Raw genomic sequence first — 16,432 nt, forward strand, 5'->3', positions numbered from 1 at the left:
CTGTGTGGGGCGGCCCAGGACCCGCCGGACACGACGACGCCGGCCCCCCGATGAAGGGGGAGCCGGCGTCGTGTGTACGCGGGTTCTGCTACTGCGCCTTGGCCAGCGTGCCCAGGTACAGCTCGATGACCTTGGGGTCGTGCATCAGCGACTCACCGGTGTCGGTGTAGGCGTTACGGCCCTGGTCGAGCACGTAGCCGCGGTCGCAGATCTGCAGGCATCGCCGGGCGTTCTGCTCGACCATGATGATCGAGACGCCGGTCGCGTTGATCCGCCGGCAGCGGATGAACACCTCGTCCTGGTAGGCGGGTGACAGCCCGGCCGACGGCTCGTCGAGCAGCAGCACCGAGGGGTCCATCATCAGGGCCCGGCCCATGGCCACCATCTGGCGTTCACCGCCGGACAGGGAGCCCGCCTTGCCCTTGCGCCGCTCACCGAGCAGCGGAAACAGGTCGACGACATAGTCGAACCGGTTCTCGAACGTCTTCGGCCGCAGGTAGACGCCCATCTGCATGTTCTCCTCGATCGTCAGCGAGGGGAACACGTTGTTGTTCTGCGGCACGTACCCGACGCCGAGAGAGACCAGACGGTGCGCCGGCGCGGAGGTGATGTTCTCCCCGCGGAGGGTCACCGTGCCCGAGCGAACCGGGATCAGCCCGAACAGCGCCTTGAGCAGCGTCGACTTACCGGCTCCGTTGGGTCCGATGATCCCGACCAGCTCGCCGTCTTGCAGGTAGAAGTCACAGCCGCGAAGGATGTTCACACCCGGCAGGTATCCGGCGACCAGCTCGTCGGCGCGCATGAGGGCGCCCTCGGCCAGCCCCACGTGGCCCTCGCGCGTCGCTGCCTTCTCGGCGGGGGAGAGCTCGGCCGAGGAGGCCGCCTCGTCGGCACGGGTGAGGTCTTCGCCGGTCTCGTCGACCTCGAACAGTGGGTCACTCATCGCTCGGTCCTCCGCGGTTCGTCCTTCTCGGAGCTGAGGATCTCGCCTTCGGCGTTCTCCTCGCGGGCGATCTCTCGCTCGGCCTGGGCCAGGACCTTGTCCTCCTCCTCGACGGTGAGGGGTGCGTCGTGGTGCGCGCCGAGGTAGGCGTCGACGACGGCCCGGTTCTGGCTGATCGACTCAGGCGGCCCCTCGGCGATGATCCGGCCCGCAGCCATGACCACCACCCAGTCGCTGATGTCCCGGACGACGTCCATGTCGTGCTCGACGAAGATGACGGTCATCCCCTGCTCGCGTAGGTCCTTCACGTGGCCGAGGAGGCTCTGGGTGAGGGCGGGGTTCACGCCGGCCATCGGCTCGTCGAGCATGACGACCTGCGGGTCGCTCATCAGCGCGCGCGCCATCTCCAGCAGCTTGCGCTGGCCGCCGGACAGGGTGCCGGCGAAGTCGTCCTTCTTCGCGTCGAGCTTGAACCGCCGGAGCAGGTCCATCGCCTTCTCGGTGTTCGCCTTCTCCTCGCCCCTCCAGATGCCGGGGACGAGAGCCCGGAAGAAGCCCTCTCCCCGCTGGTCCTGCGCCCCGAGCAGCATGTTCTGCAGCACGGACAGCCTGGACAGGGCCTTGGTCAGCTGGAACGTCCGGACGACGCCCAGCCGGGCCACCTGGTGGGGGGACAGCTTGCCGAGCGACTTCCCGTCGAAGGACCACGTGCCCGTGTCGGGCTGGTCGAAGCCGGTCAGCAGGTTGAACAGGGTGGTCTTGCCGGCGCCGTTCGGGCCGATCAAACCGGTGATCCCGCCGCGCTGGATCTCCAGGTGGTCGACCGAGACGGCGGTGAGACCGCCGAACGTCCGGGTGACACCGTCGACCACGACCGCGGGGTCGGGCTTGGCGACGCCGATCTCCCACGGCAGGTCCTTCAGCGCGGCCTGCGCGAGGCGCCGCGGGGCATCGCCGCTCTGGAAGGAGCCCTGCGCCCCGGGGTGGTAGCCGGAACCAGGCGCACCGGCTCCTGATGTGCCGGCGCCGGATGCGGTCGCGCCGGTCGGCTTCGGGTCAGCGGGCATCGAGCATCACCTCTCGTCGATCCCCGATGATCCCCTGCGGGCGGAAGATCATGAGGAACATGATCCCGAGACCGATGATGATGAAGCGCGCGTAGGCGACATCGGTCTGGGAGAACACCTCGTTGATCTGGAAGAGGCCGAAGAACGTCCGGTCGTCCGACAGCAGCGCGGAGAGGGCGCTGTCGGAGAACGCGATGATGAACCAGAGCAGCATCGCGCCGATGATCGGCCCCAGCACCGTGGCCGCGCCGCCGAGGATGAGTGCGCCGTAGGCCAGGAACGTGTTCGCGTTCTGGTACTGGTCGGGCTGGGCGGAGCCGGTGCCGACGGCGTAGACCATGCCGCCGAGGGCGCCGAACAGACCGCCGAGGACCAGGGACTGCATCTTGTACGAGTAGACGTTCTTGCCCAGCGCGCGCGCCGCGTCCTCGTCCTCACGGACCGCCCGGAGCACCCGTCCCCACGGGCTGCGCATGAGCAGGAAGACGAGGACGGACGTGAGGATCACGAGCGTCCAGCCGACCGTGATGACCCAGAGCTCGCCGCCGTTCCAGCGCGTGCCGAGGATGTTGTAGCGGCCGCTGGTGCCCCACGGGGACAGCCTGAGGAAGCCGCCGTTGAAGGCGGAGATGCCCAGCGTGCTGTTGGTGATCGGCGTCGCGGACACCGACCGGAAGAGCAGCCGTAGCGCCTCCGCGGCCGCGATCGTGACGATCGCCAGATAGTCCGCGCGCAGCCGGAGGGTCGGGAGGCCCAGCAGGAGTGCCAGCACGACCGCCGCGAGCAGGCCGACCAGGACGCCGGCCCAGAACGGCAGGCCCCACTTCGACACCGAGATCGCGATGCCGAAACCGCCGAGCATGGCGAAGGCGATCTGCCCGAAGTTGAGCAGCCCGGTGTAGCCGAAGTGCACGTTCAGGCCGATGGCGAGGAGGGCGAAGAAGATCGCCTGATAGGTGAACATCGCCCGCACTCCGAGTGCGAAGGCGTCGAGCAGATCACTCATGGAGGCTCACCCGATCCGCGCGCGGCTGCCCAGGATGCCCTGGGGCCGGATGATGAGAATGACGATCAGGAGGAGCAGCCCTCCGACGTACTTCACGTCGTCGGGGATCACGAGCGTCGACATCTGGACGAAGATGCCGACGATCACGCTGCCGACCAGGGCGCCGTACGCCGTCCCGAGACCGCCGAGCGTGACACCGGCGAACATCAGCAGCAGCAGCCGGAACCCCATGTCCCACTGGACCTGGTCCGACAGCCCGAGCAGCACGCCACCGAGTGCAGCGAGCGCGCCACCCATCACCCAGACGACCAGGATGACGCGGTTGACGTCGATGCCCGACGAGGCGGCGAGGTCGCGGTTGTCGGCGACAGCTCGCATGGCCTTGCCGATCCGGGTCCGCTGGAGCATCACCGCGACCGCGACCAGCACGATCACCGAGATGATGATCGAGTAGAGGTCGCGGTCGGTGAGCGTGAGGATCCCGTAGTCCCGGGCCCGCTGCGACTGGTAGTCGATGTAGGCGTTGGACCGGCCGCCGTAGAAGGTCTGGATCAGGTACCGGGCGGCCAGCGAGAGGCCGATGGAGACGACCAGCGCGGCGACCAGGCCCGTACCCCGGCGGCGCAGGGGTCGCCACAGCCCGAGTTCGTTCAGCGCACCGACCAGGCCGCCTACGACGACGGCGATCAGTCCCGCGGCGATCAGTGGAACACCGTGGGAGTTGATGAAGAAGGCCACCACCGCACCGAGGGTGACCAGCTCCCCGTGCGCGAAGTTGGTGAGCCCGGTCGTCCCGAAGATCAAGGAGAGGCCGACGGCGCACATGGCGATCAGCAGCCCGAAGCGCAGGCCGTCGACGAAGAGCTGAATGGCGAGGATCCGCCCCGAGCCGCCGGTGGTCCCGTCGGTGAGACCGAAGTTCACCGGGAGCCGGCGCCCGGTCTCGACGGTCACGGTGCGGGTATCACCGGCCGAGCCGACGTCCACGCCCTCGGGGAGCGAGTCGGCGTCGAGGCTGACGACGTAGTCACCCGGCCCCGGCAGGTCGACCGCGAACCGCCCCGCCTCGTCGGTCTCCACCGAGTCGATCTCGTCGCCGTCCGGCGTCTCCACCGTGATGGTGACGCCCTCGATCGGGCCGGACGCGCTCGTGGTGAGCGTGCCCCGGACCTGTTCGCCCTCCGCGTGGGCCACCCCGGGCCCTACGGTGGCCAGCGCAGCCGCGAAGGCGGCGATCAGCAGGGCGAGGATCAGGGGACGGCGCCCCCCGGGGCGGCCGGCTGCGAATGGTGCCGCAGGCAACAGGCTCCGGGCGCTGCGGCGGTCACCGCGCCGACCGGCACGGTTCAGCGCGTGCGTCACTCGACCTCCTTGGCGTGTGGCTGGGGGTGGGACGTTAGCCCAGTTGTGTTCCAGGGCTGTCTCTCCGCACTGACCCGTGACCTTTCCGGGACACGCCGTTGTGGTAACAGCCTGTGTCCGTTCGGCGCGTCGTCGTGATCACGGCAGCTCAGGGGTGCAGTCTCCACGCACCGTCCAGGGGAGGACTCCTGTGTCAGGAACCGGTTCACGGTCTCGTGTAGTGACGCGCACCGCGCGTGCCGCTGACCTGCCCGCCGTGCTCGCGCTCGTCCGGCAGCACCGTGCCGACGCGCACGCCGAGGACGTCCTCACCGGCCACACCCGGCTGAACGCGGCCGCGTCCGGGTTCCGCCGGCTACTCGACGACCCCGGGCACCGCGTCGTCCTCGCCGTCCTTCCGGGGCCCCATGCCGCCACGGCGGACGCCTCCGGTGAGGTGGCCGTCGGCCTCGCCGTCCTGGGGCTGGACCCGTTGTCCCTGGTGCTGGGCAACCCGCAGGTCACCGTGGACACCTTCGTCGTCGACCGGGAGCACCGGCGACAGGGCGCCGGCGTGCTGCTGCTCGCCGCCGCGGCTGCCTACGCGCAAGAGGCCGGCGCGGCCTACGTCGTGGCGTCGGTCGGCGGACACGAGGCCGAGCGGCAGCGGTTCTTCGCGCGCATGGGCTTCGCCCCGCTGACCACACGCCGCATCGTCAGCGTCGACTCCCTGACGCGGGCGCTCGTGTCGTGGCAGCGCCGCGGTGTGCCGCTGCCCGTCCCGCGGCGTGCCGCGGCGGTCCGCCGCCGGCCGATGGCGCGGGGGCTGTCGGCCTGAGCCCGCTCAGGCCGGCAGGATCATGCAGGTCAGGCGTCCGCTGGCGGTCAGCTGGTCCTGGTCGTCGGTGACCTGGATGAGGAAGGTGGCGAGGCTGCGGCCTCGGCGCACCGGCGTGCAGACCGCGGTCACCACCCCGGAGGTCGCTGCCTTCACGTAGCTGGCGTTCAGCTCGATGCCGACCGCCTTGCGGCCCTCGCCGGCGCCGAGCATGGCCGCCCACGACCCGATCGACTCCATCAGCGCGCACGTGGCCCCGCCGTGCAGCAGGCCGAACGGCTGCTGGTTGCCCTCCACCGGCATGGTCGCGACGAGCCGGTCGGGATCGAAGTCGAGAATCCGGATGCCGAGCTTGTCGTCGAGCGGACCGAAGGTGTCCGTCGGCGCCCAGGGCGGCGGTGGGGTCGTCACGAGGGCACGGTAACCAGTCAGCACCCGCACATAGGATCGGACCCGATGTCCGCACCGGTCTCCACCTCAGCGCCCGCCGTCCCCACGATCTCGGGGGCGCGCCCGCGGCTGCTGCTCCTCGACGGGCACTCGCTCGCCTACCGCGCGTTCTTCGCGCTGCCGGTGGAGAATTTCTCGACGACGACCGGTCAGCCGACCAACGCCGTCTACGGCTTCACGTCGATGCTGATCAACATCCTGCGCGACGAGAAGCCCACGCACCTGGCCGTGGCGTTCGACGTCGGCCGCAAGACGTTCCGCAGCGAGATCTTCGCCGAGTACAAGGCGAACCGATCGGAGAGCCCGACCGACTTCCGGGGTCAGGTGAGCCTGGTCCAGGAGGTGCTGGCCGCGCTGCACGTGCCGGTCATCACCGCCGAGAACTACGAGGCGGACGACGTCATCGCCACCCTCACCGTGCAGGCGGTCGAGCAGGGCATGGACGTGCTCATCGGCACCGGTGACCGCGACGCCCTCCAGTTGGTGAACGACCACGTCACCGTGCTGTACCCGCGCAAGGGTGTCTCGGACATGACCCGATTCACGCCCGAGGAGGTCGAGACCAAGTACGGCCTGACCCCGGCGCAGTACCCCGACTTCGCGGCGCTGCGCGGCGACCCCAGCGACAACCTGCCGAGCATCCCGAGCGTGGGGGAGAAGACCGCGGCCAAGTGGGTCCGCGAGTACGGCTCGCTGGACGCACTCGTCGACCAGGTCGACACCGTCAAGGGCAAGGTGGGGGAGAAGCTGCGCGAGCACCTGTCGTCGGTGATGCAGAACCGCCGGCTGACCGAGCTCGACCGCGCCGTCCCCCTGGATCTCGGGCCGGCCGACCTCGCCGTCCAGCCGTGGGACCGCAACGAGGTGCACACGCTGTTCGACAACCTGCAGTTCCGGGTGCTGCGCGACCGGCTCTTCGCGACGCTCACCAGCGCCGAGCCCGAGGTCGAGGGCGGGTTCGACGTCGCCGAGGACGACGTCCCCGCCGGCGCCCTCGGCGACTGGCTGCAGGCCAACGCACGCACCGGCCGCACCGGCCTGATCTTCCGCGGCACGTGGGGCCGGGGCACCGGCGAGCTGACCGGCATCGCGCTGGCGGCCGCCAACGACCACGCCGCCTTCGTCGACCTCGGTCCCGACCTCGACACCGCCGACGAGCAGGCGCTCGCCGCGTGGCTGGCCGATCCGGCGACCCAGAAGGTCGTGCACGAGGGGAAGGGCCCGTACCTCGCGATCTGGGCGCGCGGCTGGGAGCTGCAGGGCGTCGTCAGCGACACAGCCCTGGCCGCCTACCTGGCGAATCCTGGGCAGCGGTCGTTCGACCTCGGTGACCTCGCGGTCCGGTACCTCAAGCGGGAGCTCAAGGACGCCGCGGAACCCGAGGGTCAGCTCACGCTGGACGGGCTCGGGCCGAGCGAGGACGACGTCGCCGCAGAGGCCGCGCACGCCGACGTCCTCAAGGCAGTCGCCGTCAACGACCTGTCCGACGCCCTCGAGACGGTGCTCGGCCAGCGTGGCGGCGATCGGCTGCTCGGTGCGATCGAGCTGCCCCTGACCCGGGTGCTCGCCGCGATGGAGTACCGCGGCATCGCCGCTGACGTCGAGTACCTGCAGGCACTGCAGCGCGAGTTCGCCGATGCCGTCGCCGCCGCGGCCGCGGAGTGCTACGCGGTGATCGGGCGTGAGGTGAACCTCGGCTCGCCGAAGCAGCTCCAGGCGGTGATCTTCGACGAACTGGGCCTGCCGAAGACGAAGAAGAACAAGACCGGCTACACCACCGACGCGGACGCCCTGACGTGGCTGTTCGAGCAGACCGGGCACCCGTTCATGGAGCACCTGCTCCGGCACCGGGACGTCACCCGCCTGCGCACGGTCATCGACGGCCTGCTGCCGATGGTCGACGACGGCGGCCGCATCCACACCACGTACGAGCAGACGATCGCCGCGACCGGCCGGCTCTCCTCCACCGACCCGAACCTGCAGAACATCCCGATCCGCACCGCCGAGGGCCGGCGGATCCGGCAGGCCTTCGTCGTCGGTCGGGGCTACGAGTCGCTGATGACGGCGGACTACAGCCAGATCGAGATGCGGATCATGGCCCACCTCTCCGGCGACGAGGGCCTCATCGAGGCGTTCACGTCGGGGGAGGACCTGCACTCCTTCGTCGCCTCCAAGGCCTTCGACATCCCGATCGAGGACGTCGATCCCGAGATGCGCCGCCGGATCAAGGCGATGAGCTACGGCCTGGCGTACGGGCTGTCCGCTTACGGGCTGGCCCAGCAGTTGCGGATCACCCCGGAGGAGGCGCGCGGACAGATGCACGCCTACTTCGAGCGCTTCGGCGGGATCCGCGACTACCTCGACACAGTGGTGGAGGAGGCGCGGCTGACCGGGTACACCGAGACGACCCTCGGCCGGCGCCGCTACCTGCCCGACCTCACCAGCGACAACCGGCAGCGCCGCGAGATGGCCGAGCGGATGGCCCTCAATGCGCCGATCCAGGGCTCGGCCGCGGACGTCATCAAGGTGGCGATGCTGAACGTCGAGAAGGCGATCGCCGCCGAGGGACTGTCATCGCGGATGCTGCTCCAGGTGCACGACGAGCTCGTGCTCGAGGTGGCGCCGGGGGAGAACGAGAAGCTGGAGGCCCTGGTCCGCCGCGAGATGGCGGGCGCCGCCGACCTCTCGGTCGCCCTGGAGGTCTCGGTGGGCTTCGGCGAGAGCTGGGACGCCGCGGCGCACTGACGGTGACCGTCGCAGGGCAGCTGGCGGCGCGGCAGGTGAGCTATGCCCCCGTGGGCTCGACGCCGCCCGGGGACGACCGGTGGACGCCGCCGCACGGTTTCCGGCCGTACGAGCGGACCGTCGTCGTCGGTCGCGGCCAGGAGCACTGGGCAAGGCTGGCCGCCCTGCTGCTCGAGTGGGGCGTGAAGACGCGCAGCGGGTTCCGCATCGAGCCCGACGGAGCAACCGGGAAACGGGTCGAGCAGGGCGCGGACTACTGGCTGGTCGCCTCGTTCGGGCCCGTCTCTGTGCGGGAGCCCGCGCGGGTCGTGGCGGTCGTGGAGGAGCCCGACCGGTGCGGCTTCGCCTACGGGACCCTCGAGGGACATCCGGTCTCGGGGGAGGAGGCATTCGTCGTCTCCCGAACCCCGGAGGGGCAGGTCCTGCTCACCCTGCGGTCGATCACCCGGTCTTCCCCGGGCCGATGGCGTCTGCTCTTCCCGCTGATCCTCGTGGCCCAGCGCTGGTACCGGTCGCGCTACCTGCGGGCGCTGCTGCCCGACGGCTGATGAACGCACCGCGACCGATGCACGCTGAGCGCCCTCTTGACACGCGTGAGGGGGCACTCACCCTGTGTCGGCCATCCGAGTGAGCGGAATCGGGGTTCGTGAGGGCAGGCAGAGCCCGACGTCCGCACCCTCGGCGAGCGCCGTCGCCCGGCGCGGTCAGACGGTCTTGGTGCAGACCAGGATCAAGGTGCCGGGGATCAGGGCGCCGCGTTCGGGGGACCACTGGCCCCACTCCTGGGTGCGCCCCGGCGTCCACTCCGGTTCGACCAGGTCCTCGACGACCAGGCCGGCGCCGACGACGGCCCGCACCCAGTCGCCGACCGTGCGGTGGTGCTCGACGTAGACGGTGCGGCCCCGGTCGTCGGTCTCGACGTAGGGCCGGCGGTCGAAGTAGGAGGAGACGACGCGGAGGTCTTCGGGGTCGGGGGAGTCGGGGAACGGCCAGCGCATCGGGTGGTTCACCGACGCCACGAACCGCCCGCCCGGACGCAGGACCCGGGCGACCTCGACCAGCGCCCCTTCGACATCGGCGACGAACGGCAGCCCGCCGAAGGCCGAGCAGGCCACGTCCACCGATCCCGACGCCACCGGCAGCGCTCCGGCGTCGGCCTGGAGCAGCGGCACGTCGATGCCGGTGGACCGGTTCAGCTCCGCGGCACGGGCGAGCATCCCGGCCGAGAGGTCCAGCGCGACGACGTCGGCACCCGCCCGGCGCAGCCAGCGCGCGCACGGGGCCGAGCCACAGCCGATCTCCAGGACCCGCCGTCCCGCGACGTCCCCGAGCAGGTGTGCGTCGTCCTCGCGCAGGCCCTCCGGGCACCAGAGGAAGTCGATGTCCCCGAGGTCGGACCCGTGCTCGGCGAGATAGGCCGGAGCCGCGGCGTCCCACCAGCGACGATTGGCCCGTGACGATTCCTCGTCGCCGGTCGTCCGTCGGTCCACGCCCCCGGCGGCCGGGTAGCCGTCACTGCCCAGGGCGAGGTGCGGGGGAGGGGACGACGGGTCGCTCATGGCGCGCCGATCGTGACACGCCGGGGCAGGCGTCCGGTGCGCGCACCCAGGTGGACCGTGCCGTCTCGTCGTCCGTACGATGGGAATGCGCCAGAGGTCTGTCGTGCTGTTCCCTGCATGGGAATCGGCCCGCGCCGGCTCTCCCCGCTGTTCCATCCCCACGGTCGGGCGACCGTGGGGAACCTGTCCCTACGCATCCACCGTCCGGAGCTACCAACCACATGACCTCCACTCAGGTCCGTCCCGCCAGCACCACTCCCCAGGTCGCCGTGAACGACATCGGCACCGCCGAGGACTTCCTCGCAGCGATCGACCAGACGATCAAGTACTTCAACGACGGCGACATCGTCGAAGGCGTCATCGTCAAGGTCGACCGGGACGAGGTGCTGCTGGACATCGGCTACAAGACCGAGGGCGTCATCCCCTCGCGCGAACTCTCCATCAAGCACGACGTCGACCCCCACGAGGTCGTCAGCGTCGGCGACGAGGTGGAAGCCCTGGTCCTCCAGAAGGAGGACAAGGAAGGGCGGCTGATCCTCTCCAAGAAGCGCGCACAGTACGAGCGCGCCTGGGGCACGATCGAGGCCAAGAAGGAAGCCGACGAGGTCGTCACCGGCACCGTCATCGAGGTCGTCAAGGGCGGCCTGATCCTCGACATCGGCCTGCGCGGGTTCCTTCCCGCCTCGCTGGTCGAGATGCGCCGCGTCCGCGACCTGCAGCCCTACGTGGGCCGCGAGCTCGAGGCGAAGATCATCGAGCTCGACAAGAACCGCAACAACGTCGTCCTCTCCCGTCGGCAGTGGCTGGAGCAGACCCAGTCCGAGGTCCGCAGCGAGTTCCTCAACAAGCTCGCCAAGGGCCAGGTCCGCACGGGCGTCGTCTCCTCGATCGTCAACTTCGGTGCGTTCGTGGACCTCGGCGGCGTCGACGGCCTGGTGCACGTCTCCGAGCTGTCCTGGAAGCACATCGACCACCCGTCCGAGGTCGTCGAGGTCGGCCAGGAGGTCACCGTCGAGGTCCTCGACGTCGACCTCGACCGTGAGCGGGTCTCCCTGTCGCTGAAGGCGACGCAGGAGGACCCGTGGCGTCAGTTCGCCCGCACGCACCAGATCGGGCAGGTCGTCCCCGGCAAGGTCACCAAGCTCGTCCCCTTCGGTGCGTTCGTGCGCGTCGACGAGGGCATCGAGGGCCTGGTGCACATCTCCGAGCTGGCCGAGCGCCACGTGGAGATCCCGGAGCAGGTCGTGCAGGTCGGCGACGAGATCCTCGTCAAGGTCATCGACATCGACCTCGACCGTCGTCGCATCTCGCTGTCGCTGAAGCAGGCCAACGAGGGCGTCGTCGGCGACGAGGAGCAGTTCGACCCGGCCGCCTACGGCATGGCCGCGTCCTACGACGCCGAGGGCAACTACCTCTACCCGGAGGGCTTCGACTCCGACACCGGCGAATGGCGCGAGGGCTTCGACGCCCAGCGCGAGGAGTGGGAGAAGGCCTACGCCGAGGCCCAGACCCGCTTCGAGGCGCACCGCAAGCAGATCGCGGCCGCCAAGGAAGCCGACGCCGAGGCCGCTGCCGGTGGCAGCTACTCCAGCGACGACGCCGCGGGCAGCCCCGACGCTCCGAGCACCGGTGGCACGCTGGCCAGCGACGAGGCTCTTGCCGCGCTGCGGGCCAAGCTCGCCGGCGGTGAGTGAGCACTAGCTCCACGGTCCAGAGGCCCGGCATCCCTTCGGGGGTGCCGGGCCTCTGGCGTCGAGCAGCGCGCGAGAAAAGGGCCCGAGGACGACGTCCTCGGGCCCCTTCTCGTTCCCTTACAGGCTCAGGATGATCGCGAAGGCGGTGCGCGGGCGGCCGCCCGAACCCGCCAGGAAGCTCCAGGTGTGCCGTCCGGCGGCAGGTGCCTGGAACAGCCAGCGCGTGAACGAGGCGCGGGGGGCGGCGGGCCGCTGGAACTGCATCCGCTCGCGCACGGCGGGGATGTCGCTGCAGCGGACGCCGGTGGGCGTGCCGAGGCGGTGTCGGCCTGCGCCACGACGGGCAGCGCGGGTCGTCGGGGAGTCGGCCTGCGTGGGACGGGACATGATCGGGTTCTGCCTCTCTCGGCGGGGGAAGATCGCCACGGCGGACGCTATGGGCTGTTACTGGTGTGACTGGAGCGACGCGCCGGACAGGACGGGCGGGTGTTACTCGCCCGTGACCTTCGCCGTGAGCGGGTGCCCGGTAGACCGGGTCGCTACTGTCCGGGCGTGCTGCGCATCGGGCTGACCGGCGGAATCGGGTCGGGGAAGAGCACCGTCTCCCGGCTGCTGGCCGACCGCGGGGCGGTCATCGTGGACGCCGACGCCATCGCCCGGGAGGTGGTCGAACCGGGCACTCCGGGGTTGGCGGCGATCGTCGAGACGTTCGGCTCCGCGGTCCTGGCCGCGGACGGGTCGCTGGATCGGCCGGCCCTCGCCGCAGTGGTGTTCACCGATCCCGACCAGCGCCGCAAGCTCGACGCGATCGTCCATCCACTGGTGCGTGAGCGGGCGATCGAGGTCGCCGCGGCCGCGCCACCGGACGCCGTCCTCGTCAACGACGTGCCCCTGCTCGCCGAGACCGGCCAGGAGGCCTCCTACGACCTCGTCGTCGTCGTCGTCGCCGATCCCGAGACCCGCGTCGCCCGCCTCGTGCACCGCGGGCTGACGGCCGAGGACGCCCGGGCCCGGATGGCCGTGCAGGCGACCGACGAACAGCGCCGCGCCATCGCCGACGTCGTCCTGGACAACAGCGGCACCCCGGAGCAGCTCGCGGAGCAGGTGGAGCGACTCTGGGCCGAGCGCGTCGCCCCGGAGGTCGGCTGACCCGGAACGCAGAAGAGCCCCAGGTCCGCAGACCTGGGGCCCTCTTCTTGGTGGGCGATACTGGGATCGAACCAGTGACCTCTTCCGTGTCAGGGAAGCGCGCTACCGCTGCGCCAATCGCCCCTTCCGGTCTCGCGACCGGACCCTCCTCCACGCTCGCGCTCCGCGGAGGAGACGAGGTGGAGACGGGATTTGAACCCGTGTAGACGGCTTTGCAGGCCGTTGCCTCGCCTCTCGGCCACTCCACCGCACACGGGCCCGGGTCTCTCGACCAGGGCCCGAGGTTCCGAGCGGATGACGGGATTCGAACCCGCGACCCTCACCTTGGCAAGGTGATGCTCTACCACTGAGCCACATCCGCGTTGCGTGCAGAACTCTAACCGACGGTTCCGGGGGGCCCCAAACAGGGGGGTCCCGCCCGATCGCTCCCCGGGACGGGACCGAGCCGTTCCCGCAGGTCAGCGGCCCGTCGGGTCCGCTCCGCCGTTGGAGAGCAGGACGAGCAGCTCGTCGTCGAGGTCGAGCAGGGCGCTCTCGGTGCCGGTCGGGACGAGGGTCTCGGTCTGGCGCAGGAAGGCGGCAACCGTCGCGCGGGAGAGCTCGAACAGCGCCTCACCGGAGGGTGCGCGCAGGTGCAGGAACAGGACGTCGGTGGCCGCGTGCGCTGGCCACAACCGCACGTCACCGTCACCGGCGGGGCCGTCGAGGCCCGACTGGAGCAGTTCGCGGCTCAGGAGCCAGGCGATCCCGCCGTCCTCGAGGTCGACGATCCCGTTCTCGTCACCGACATCACCGAAGGCGATGCGGACGGCGAACGGGTCTGCTCCGTCGTAGCAGAGCAGCGCCGGTACCTCGGTCCACGACTGCGGGCCGACCAGCTGAAGCGTGATGGGGGAGGAGTACCCGGGGGTCCATCGGCTCGGCATGTCAGGTCAACGACCGTCGGGTCTCGAAGTGACGTCCCATTGCACTTCCTTCACATCAGTCCCAACCGTCACATTTGACGGGTCCGTGTCGTCCGCTGTCATGCCCGATATGGGGCAGATGAACCGCCGGAACGGGGCGCTGCGAAGGATGCGTGTGACCATGGGAGCTGTGAGCACCCCGGCACGGCGTCCCGAGGACGCCGCGGGGGACGCCGACGTCCTCCGACGCATCCGTGCGGGCGACCCGAGCGCGATCGACGACCTCTACGAGCGGTTCCGCCGTCCGGCCTTCGCGTTGGCCCGGCGGATCCTGGCGGACGACGTGCTGGCGGAGGACGTCCTGCAGGAGGTCTTCCTCAGCGTCTGGCGCGATCCGTCGGCCTACGAGCGCGGCAAGGGCAGCGTCGCGTCGTGGCTGCTGGCCGTCGTCCACCACAAGGCCGTCGACGCCGTCCGCCGTGAGGAATCCCAGCGCCGGCGCCGGGCACTGGCCGAGGAGGAGTTGATCCTCGACGAGCCGGTCGCTGCTCGTGACGTCGAGGACGACGTGTGGACCCGCATGGTCTCCCAGAAGGTCCGGACGGCCCTTGGCGAGCTGTCGCCACCACAGCGGGAGGCACTGACGTTGGCGTACTACGGGGGATACACGCAGCGCGAGGTGGCGGCACTGACCGGCGCCCCCCTCGGCACCGTGAAGACCCGGATGCTGTCCGGCATGCGCCGGCTGAAGCAGGAACTCGGCGACGCGGTCGCCGACATGACCGGCGGCGCACTCGGCGCCGCCTCGGCTCCGGAGGCCGGACGATGAACGCCGACCACGCCCGGTACGACGAACTCGCCGTCGGCTGGGCCCTGCACGCCCTCGAGCCCGAGGACGAGTCGTCGTTCACCGCTCACCTGTCCGGCTGCGAGCGCTGCGCGCGGACCGTCGCCGAGACCGAAGAGGTCATGGGCGCCATGGCCACCGACCTGCCCCAGCCCGAACCCTCCGAGGGCCTGCGCCACCGCATCCGTGCCGCCGTCGAGCAGACCGAGCAGGTGCCGGAACCGGCTGCCCCGTCCGTGGCACCCGTGGTGCGGCCGATCGCGATCGCCCCGGAACCGCGGCGGGAGGTCGACCACCGCTCGCGCTGGCGCCGCGCGCTGCCGGCCGGGCTGGTCGCGGCAGGCATCGCCGCCATCCTGGCCATGGGTCTGTGGAACGTCGTCCTCACCTCCGACCGGCAGGAACTGCAGGCGACCGTCGCGGAGCAGAGCGCGGTCATGAACGGCCTGCTGGCCCCCGGGCAGGCGACCATCGCCCCCCTCGAGCACGACGGGCTCTCGGTGGCGACCGTGGTGGCCCGCGGGGACGAGGTGCAGGTGCTCACGCACGGCCTGTCGGTCAACGATGCCGACTCGACCAGCTACGTGCTCTGGGGCATGGGTGGTCAGACGGCACAGCCGCTCGGGACGTTCGACGTCACCTCCGCACAGATGGCCCTCACAACCGTAGGCTCCGGGCTGACCGGCTTCGATCAGTTCGCCACCTACGGAATCAGCCTCGAACCCGGTCAGGAGGCTCCGTCGTTGCCGACGGAGGTCGTCGCGACCGGGCAGGTGACCAGCTGAGCGAACAGGAGACCGTCGCAGCGCCGGAACGCCGGCCGCAGCGGGAGACGCACGACGAGCGGCTCGCCCGCTACGACGCCGACGATTCGCACAGCCTGCGCGAACGGATCGCCGAGACCAGGTGGCGTCGCCGGATCGCCGCGCGCCGGTCGATCAACCACCCCTACCGGATCGCGGTGGGTGTCGTCGGTGGGCTGATCGTCGCGGTGGGTCTGGCGGCGATCCCGCTGCCGGGACCGGGCTGGCTGATCGTGATCGCCGGCCTCTTCGTCCTGGCGACGGAGTTCCTCTGGGCCGAGCGGCTGCTGGAGTTCACCAAGAAGCACGTGAAGCGCTGGACGGACTGGGTCACCGACCAGCCGGTGTGGGTGCGACTGGTGATCGCCGTGGCCACGGCGGCCTTCGTCTACGGCGTCGTCGTCGTCACCCTGCACGTGACGGGTGTCCCCGACTGGGTGCCGGGGTGGGTGCCGCTCTGGCGGTGACCGTCTGGCACAATCGGATGCGCATTCACCAATAACTGCACCGGGCGATTGGCTCAGCGGTAGAGCGCTTCGTTCACACCGAAGAGGTCACTGGTTCGATCCCAGTATCGCCCACAGTTGTCGAACCCCAGGTCAGCCCGAGCGGCTGACCTGGGGTTCATCCGTTTCCGGAGCGGTGCCGTGCGCGACCGCCGGCGGAAGCGGACGATCGTGGTGATGGCACTGGATCGCGCGGCCCGGCTCCGGGTCGCGCTCGAGCGCGACGGCGGCACCTGCATCTGGTGCGGGCGCGCCTTCACCGCCCAGATCACTCCCTCGACCGAGCACGTCGTCCCGCGGGTCAAGGGCGGGCCGTCGTGGCCGGAGAACGAGGTGGCGGCCTGCCGGCGGTGCAACGCCGACCGCGGGCACCGCGGCCCCGTCGAGTGGCTGGAGGAGTGCGAGCGCCGGGGCTGGGAACCCGACGGGGCGCGGCTGGTCCGTGCACTGACCCAGCTGGTGGACGCGATCGCCCGCGAGGGCGGCCAGCGGCGTGCCCGCCCCTACGTGGACGCCCAGCTGCGCCGCCTCCGGCGCCGGGCCGCGCCCCGGGGCGCAGGGCTGGCATAGCGTCGCCGG

At 70.7% G+C, this 16,432-nt stretch carries 17 protein-coding genes and 4 tRNA genes; 10 read left to right on the forward strand and 11 right to left on the reverse strand.

Annotation, left to right across the window (positions count from 1 at the left end; genetic code table 11):
• Positions 1–88: 88 nt before the first annotated feature.
• From E4P38_RS13185 to E4P38_RS13200, 4 genes are read right to left on the reverse strand one after another with little or no spacing between them, the layout of a single operon-like run.
• A complete protein-coding gene (locus E4P38_RS13185) occupies positions 89–943 on the reverse strand; it encodes an ABC transporter ATP-binding protein (RefSeq protein ID WP_209309086.1) in 855 nt (284 codons plus the stop codon).
• Complete coding sequence (locus E4P38_RS13190; protein ID WP_135132271.1) at positions 940–2,010, reverse strand: ABC transporter ATP-binding protein; 1,071 nt, start codon at positions 2,008–2,010, stop codon at positions 940–942. The genes E4P38_RS13185 and E4P38_RS13190 overlap by 4 nt, the downstream gene beginning before the upstream one ends.
• Positions 2,000–3,016, reverse strand: a complete 1,017-nt coding sequence (locus E4P38_RS13195; RefSeq protein WP_135132272.1) for a branched-chain amino acid ABC transporter permease — start codon at positions 3,014–3,016, stop codon at positions 2,000–2,002. Before E4P38_RS13195 ends, E4P38_RS13190 begins: the two co-directional genes overlap by 11 nt.
• Positions 3,017–3,022: 6 nt before the next feature.
• Entirely contained in the window at positions 3,023–4,378 is a 1,356-nt protein-coding gene (locus E4P38_RS13200; RefSeq protein WP_167760549.1) for a branched-chain amino acid ABC transporter permease, read from the reverse strand.
• Between the two features lie 220 nt (positions 4,379–4,598).
• Here E4P38_RS13200 and E4P38_RS13205 point away from each other — a divergent pair, with 220 nt between their 5' ends.
• Complete coding sequence (locus tag E4P38_RS13205; RefSeq protein WP_135132273.1) at positions 4,599–5,195, forward strand: GNAT family N-acetyltransferase; 597 nt, start codon at positions 4,599–4,601, stop codon at positions 5,193–5,195.
• A gap of 6 nt (positions 5,196–5,201) precedes the next feature.
• Here the strand turns inward: E4P38_RS13205 and E4P38_RS13210 are convergent, their stop codons facing one another.
• Positions 5,202–5,606 carry a PaaI family thioesterase gene (locus E4P38_RS13210; RefSeq protein ID WP_135132274.1) on the reverse strand — a complete coding sequence of 135 codons (405 nt, stop codon included), beginning with the start codon at positions 5,604–5,606 and terminating at the stop codon, positions 5,202–5,204.
• 45 nt (positions 5,607–5,651) lie between these two features.
• Between E4P38_RS13210 and polA the strand changes: the two genes are divergently transcribed.
• Entirely contained in the window at positions 5,652–8,390 is a 2,739-nt protein-coding gene (polA, locus tag E4P38_RS13215; protein ID WP_135132275.1) for a DNA polymerase I, read from the forward strand.
• A 2-nt stretch (positions 8,391–8,392) separates the two neighbouring features.
• Complete coding sequence (locus E4P38_RS13220) at positions 8,393–8,938, forward strand: DUF1990 domain-containing protein (RefSeq protein WP_209309087.1); 546 nt, start codon at positions 8,393–8,395, stop codon at positions 8,936–8,938.
• 156 nt (positions 8,939–9,094) lie between these two features.
• Here E4P38_RS13220 and E4P38_RS13225 read toward each other — a convergent pair whose 3' ends face one another.
• Positions 9,095–9,949, reverse strand: coding sequence for a class I SAM-dependent methyltransferase (locus E4P38_RS13225; protein WP_135132276.1), 855 nt, complete (start codon positions 9,947–9,949; stop codon positions 9,095–9,097).
• Between the two features lie 221 nt (positions 9,950–10,170).
• On the opposite strand from E4P38_RS13225, the gene rpsA reads away from it, so the two are divergent.
• Positions 10,171–11,643 carry a 30S ribosomal protein S1 gene (rpsA, locus tag E4P38_RS13230; protein ID WP_135132277.1) on the forward strand — a complete coding sequence of 491 codons (1,473 nt, stop codon included), beginning with the start codon at positions 10,171–10,173 and terminating at the stop codon, positions 11,641–11,643.
• Positions 11,644–11,760: 117 nt separating this feature from the next.
• Here the strand turns inward: rpsA and E4P38_RS13235 are convergent, their stop codons facing one another.
• Positions 11,761–12,030, reverse strand: a complete 270-nt coding sequence (locus E4P38_RS13235) for a hypothetical protein (protein WP_135132278.1) — start codon at positions 12,028–12,030, stop codon at positions 11,761–11,763.
• A gap of 165 nt (positions 12,031–12,195) precedes the next feature.
• Here E4P38_RS13235 and coaE point away from each other — a divergent pair, with 165 nt between their 5' ends.
• Positions 12,196–12,792: a dephospho-CoA kinase gene (coaE, locus tag E4P38_RS13240; protein WP_135132279.1), complete on the forward strand. Its 597-nt coding sequence runs from the start codon at positions 12,196–12,198 to the stop codon at positions 12,790–12,792.
• 48 nt (positions 12,793–12,840) lie between these two features.
• Here the strand turns inward: coaE and E4P38_RS13245 are convergent.
• The 4 genes from E4P38_RS13245 to E4P38_RS13260 form a co-directional block, all read right to left on the reverse strand.
• A tRNA-Val gene (locus E4P38_RS13245) sits at positions 12,841–12,915 on the reverse strand.
• Positions 12,916–12,969: 54 nt separating this feature from the next.
• Positions 12,970–13,040: transfer RNA gene (locus tag E4P38_RS13250), tRNA-Cys, on the reverse strand.
• 41 nt (positions 13,041–13,081) lie between these two features.
• Positions 13,082–13,153, reverse strand: a tRNA-Gly gene (locus E4P38_RS13255).
• A gap of 97 nt (positions 13,154–13,250) precedes the next feature.
• On the reverse strand, positions 13,251–13,718 hold the full coding sequence (locus E4P38_RS13260) for an SsgA family sporulation/cell division regulator (protein WP_135132280.1): 468 nt from the start codon (positions 13,716–13,718) through the stop codon (positions 13,251–13,253).
• Positions 13,719–13,878: 160 nt separating this feature from the next.
• Between E4P38_RS13260 and E4P38_RS13265 the strand changes: the two genes are divergently transcribed.
• The 5 genes from E4P38_RS13265 (at position 13,879) to E4P38_RS13285 (ending at position 16,423) form a co-directional block, all read left to right on the forward strand.
• On the forward strand, positions 13,879–14,526 hold the full coding sequence (locus E4P38_RS13265) for a sigma-70 family RNA polymerase sigma factor (protein ID WP_245161001.1): 648 nt from the start codon (positions 13,879–13,881) through the stop codon (positions 14,524–14,526).
• The gene (locus tag E4P38_RS13270; RefSeq protein ID WP_135132282.1) at positions 14,523–15,329 is read left to right on the forward strand and encodes an anti-sigma factor; all 807 of its coding nucleotides are present in this window, start codon (positions 14,523–14,525) and stop codon (positions 15,327–15,329) included. The genes E4P38_RS13265 and E4P38_RS13270 overlap by 4 nt, the downstream gene beginning before the upstream one ends.
• 176 nt (positions 15,330–15,505) lie before the next feature.
• Positions 15,506–15,814, forward strand: coding sequence for a PGPGW domain-containing protein (locus E4P38_RS13275; RefSeq protein ID WP_245161002.1), 309 nt, complete (start codon positions 15,506–15,508; stop codon positions 15,812–15,814).
• Positions 15,815–15,856: 42 nt separating this feature from the next.
• A tRNA-Val gene (locus tag E4P38_RS13280) sits at positions 15,857–15,928 on the forward strand.
• Between the two features lie 102 nt (positions 15,929–16,030).
• On the forward strand, positions 16,031–16,423 hold the full coding sequence (locus E4P38_RS13285; RefSeq protein WP_209309088.1) for an HNH endonuclease: 393 nt from the start codon (positions 16,031–16,033) through the stop codon (positions 16,421–16,423).
• Positions 16,424–16,432 lie beyond the last annotated feature (9 nt).

The organism is Blastococcus sp. CT_GayMR16, from assembly GCF_004570875.1.
Lineage (GTDB): Bacteria > Actinomycetota > Actinomycetes > Mycobacteriales > Geodermatophilaceae > Blastococcus_B.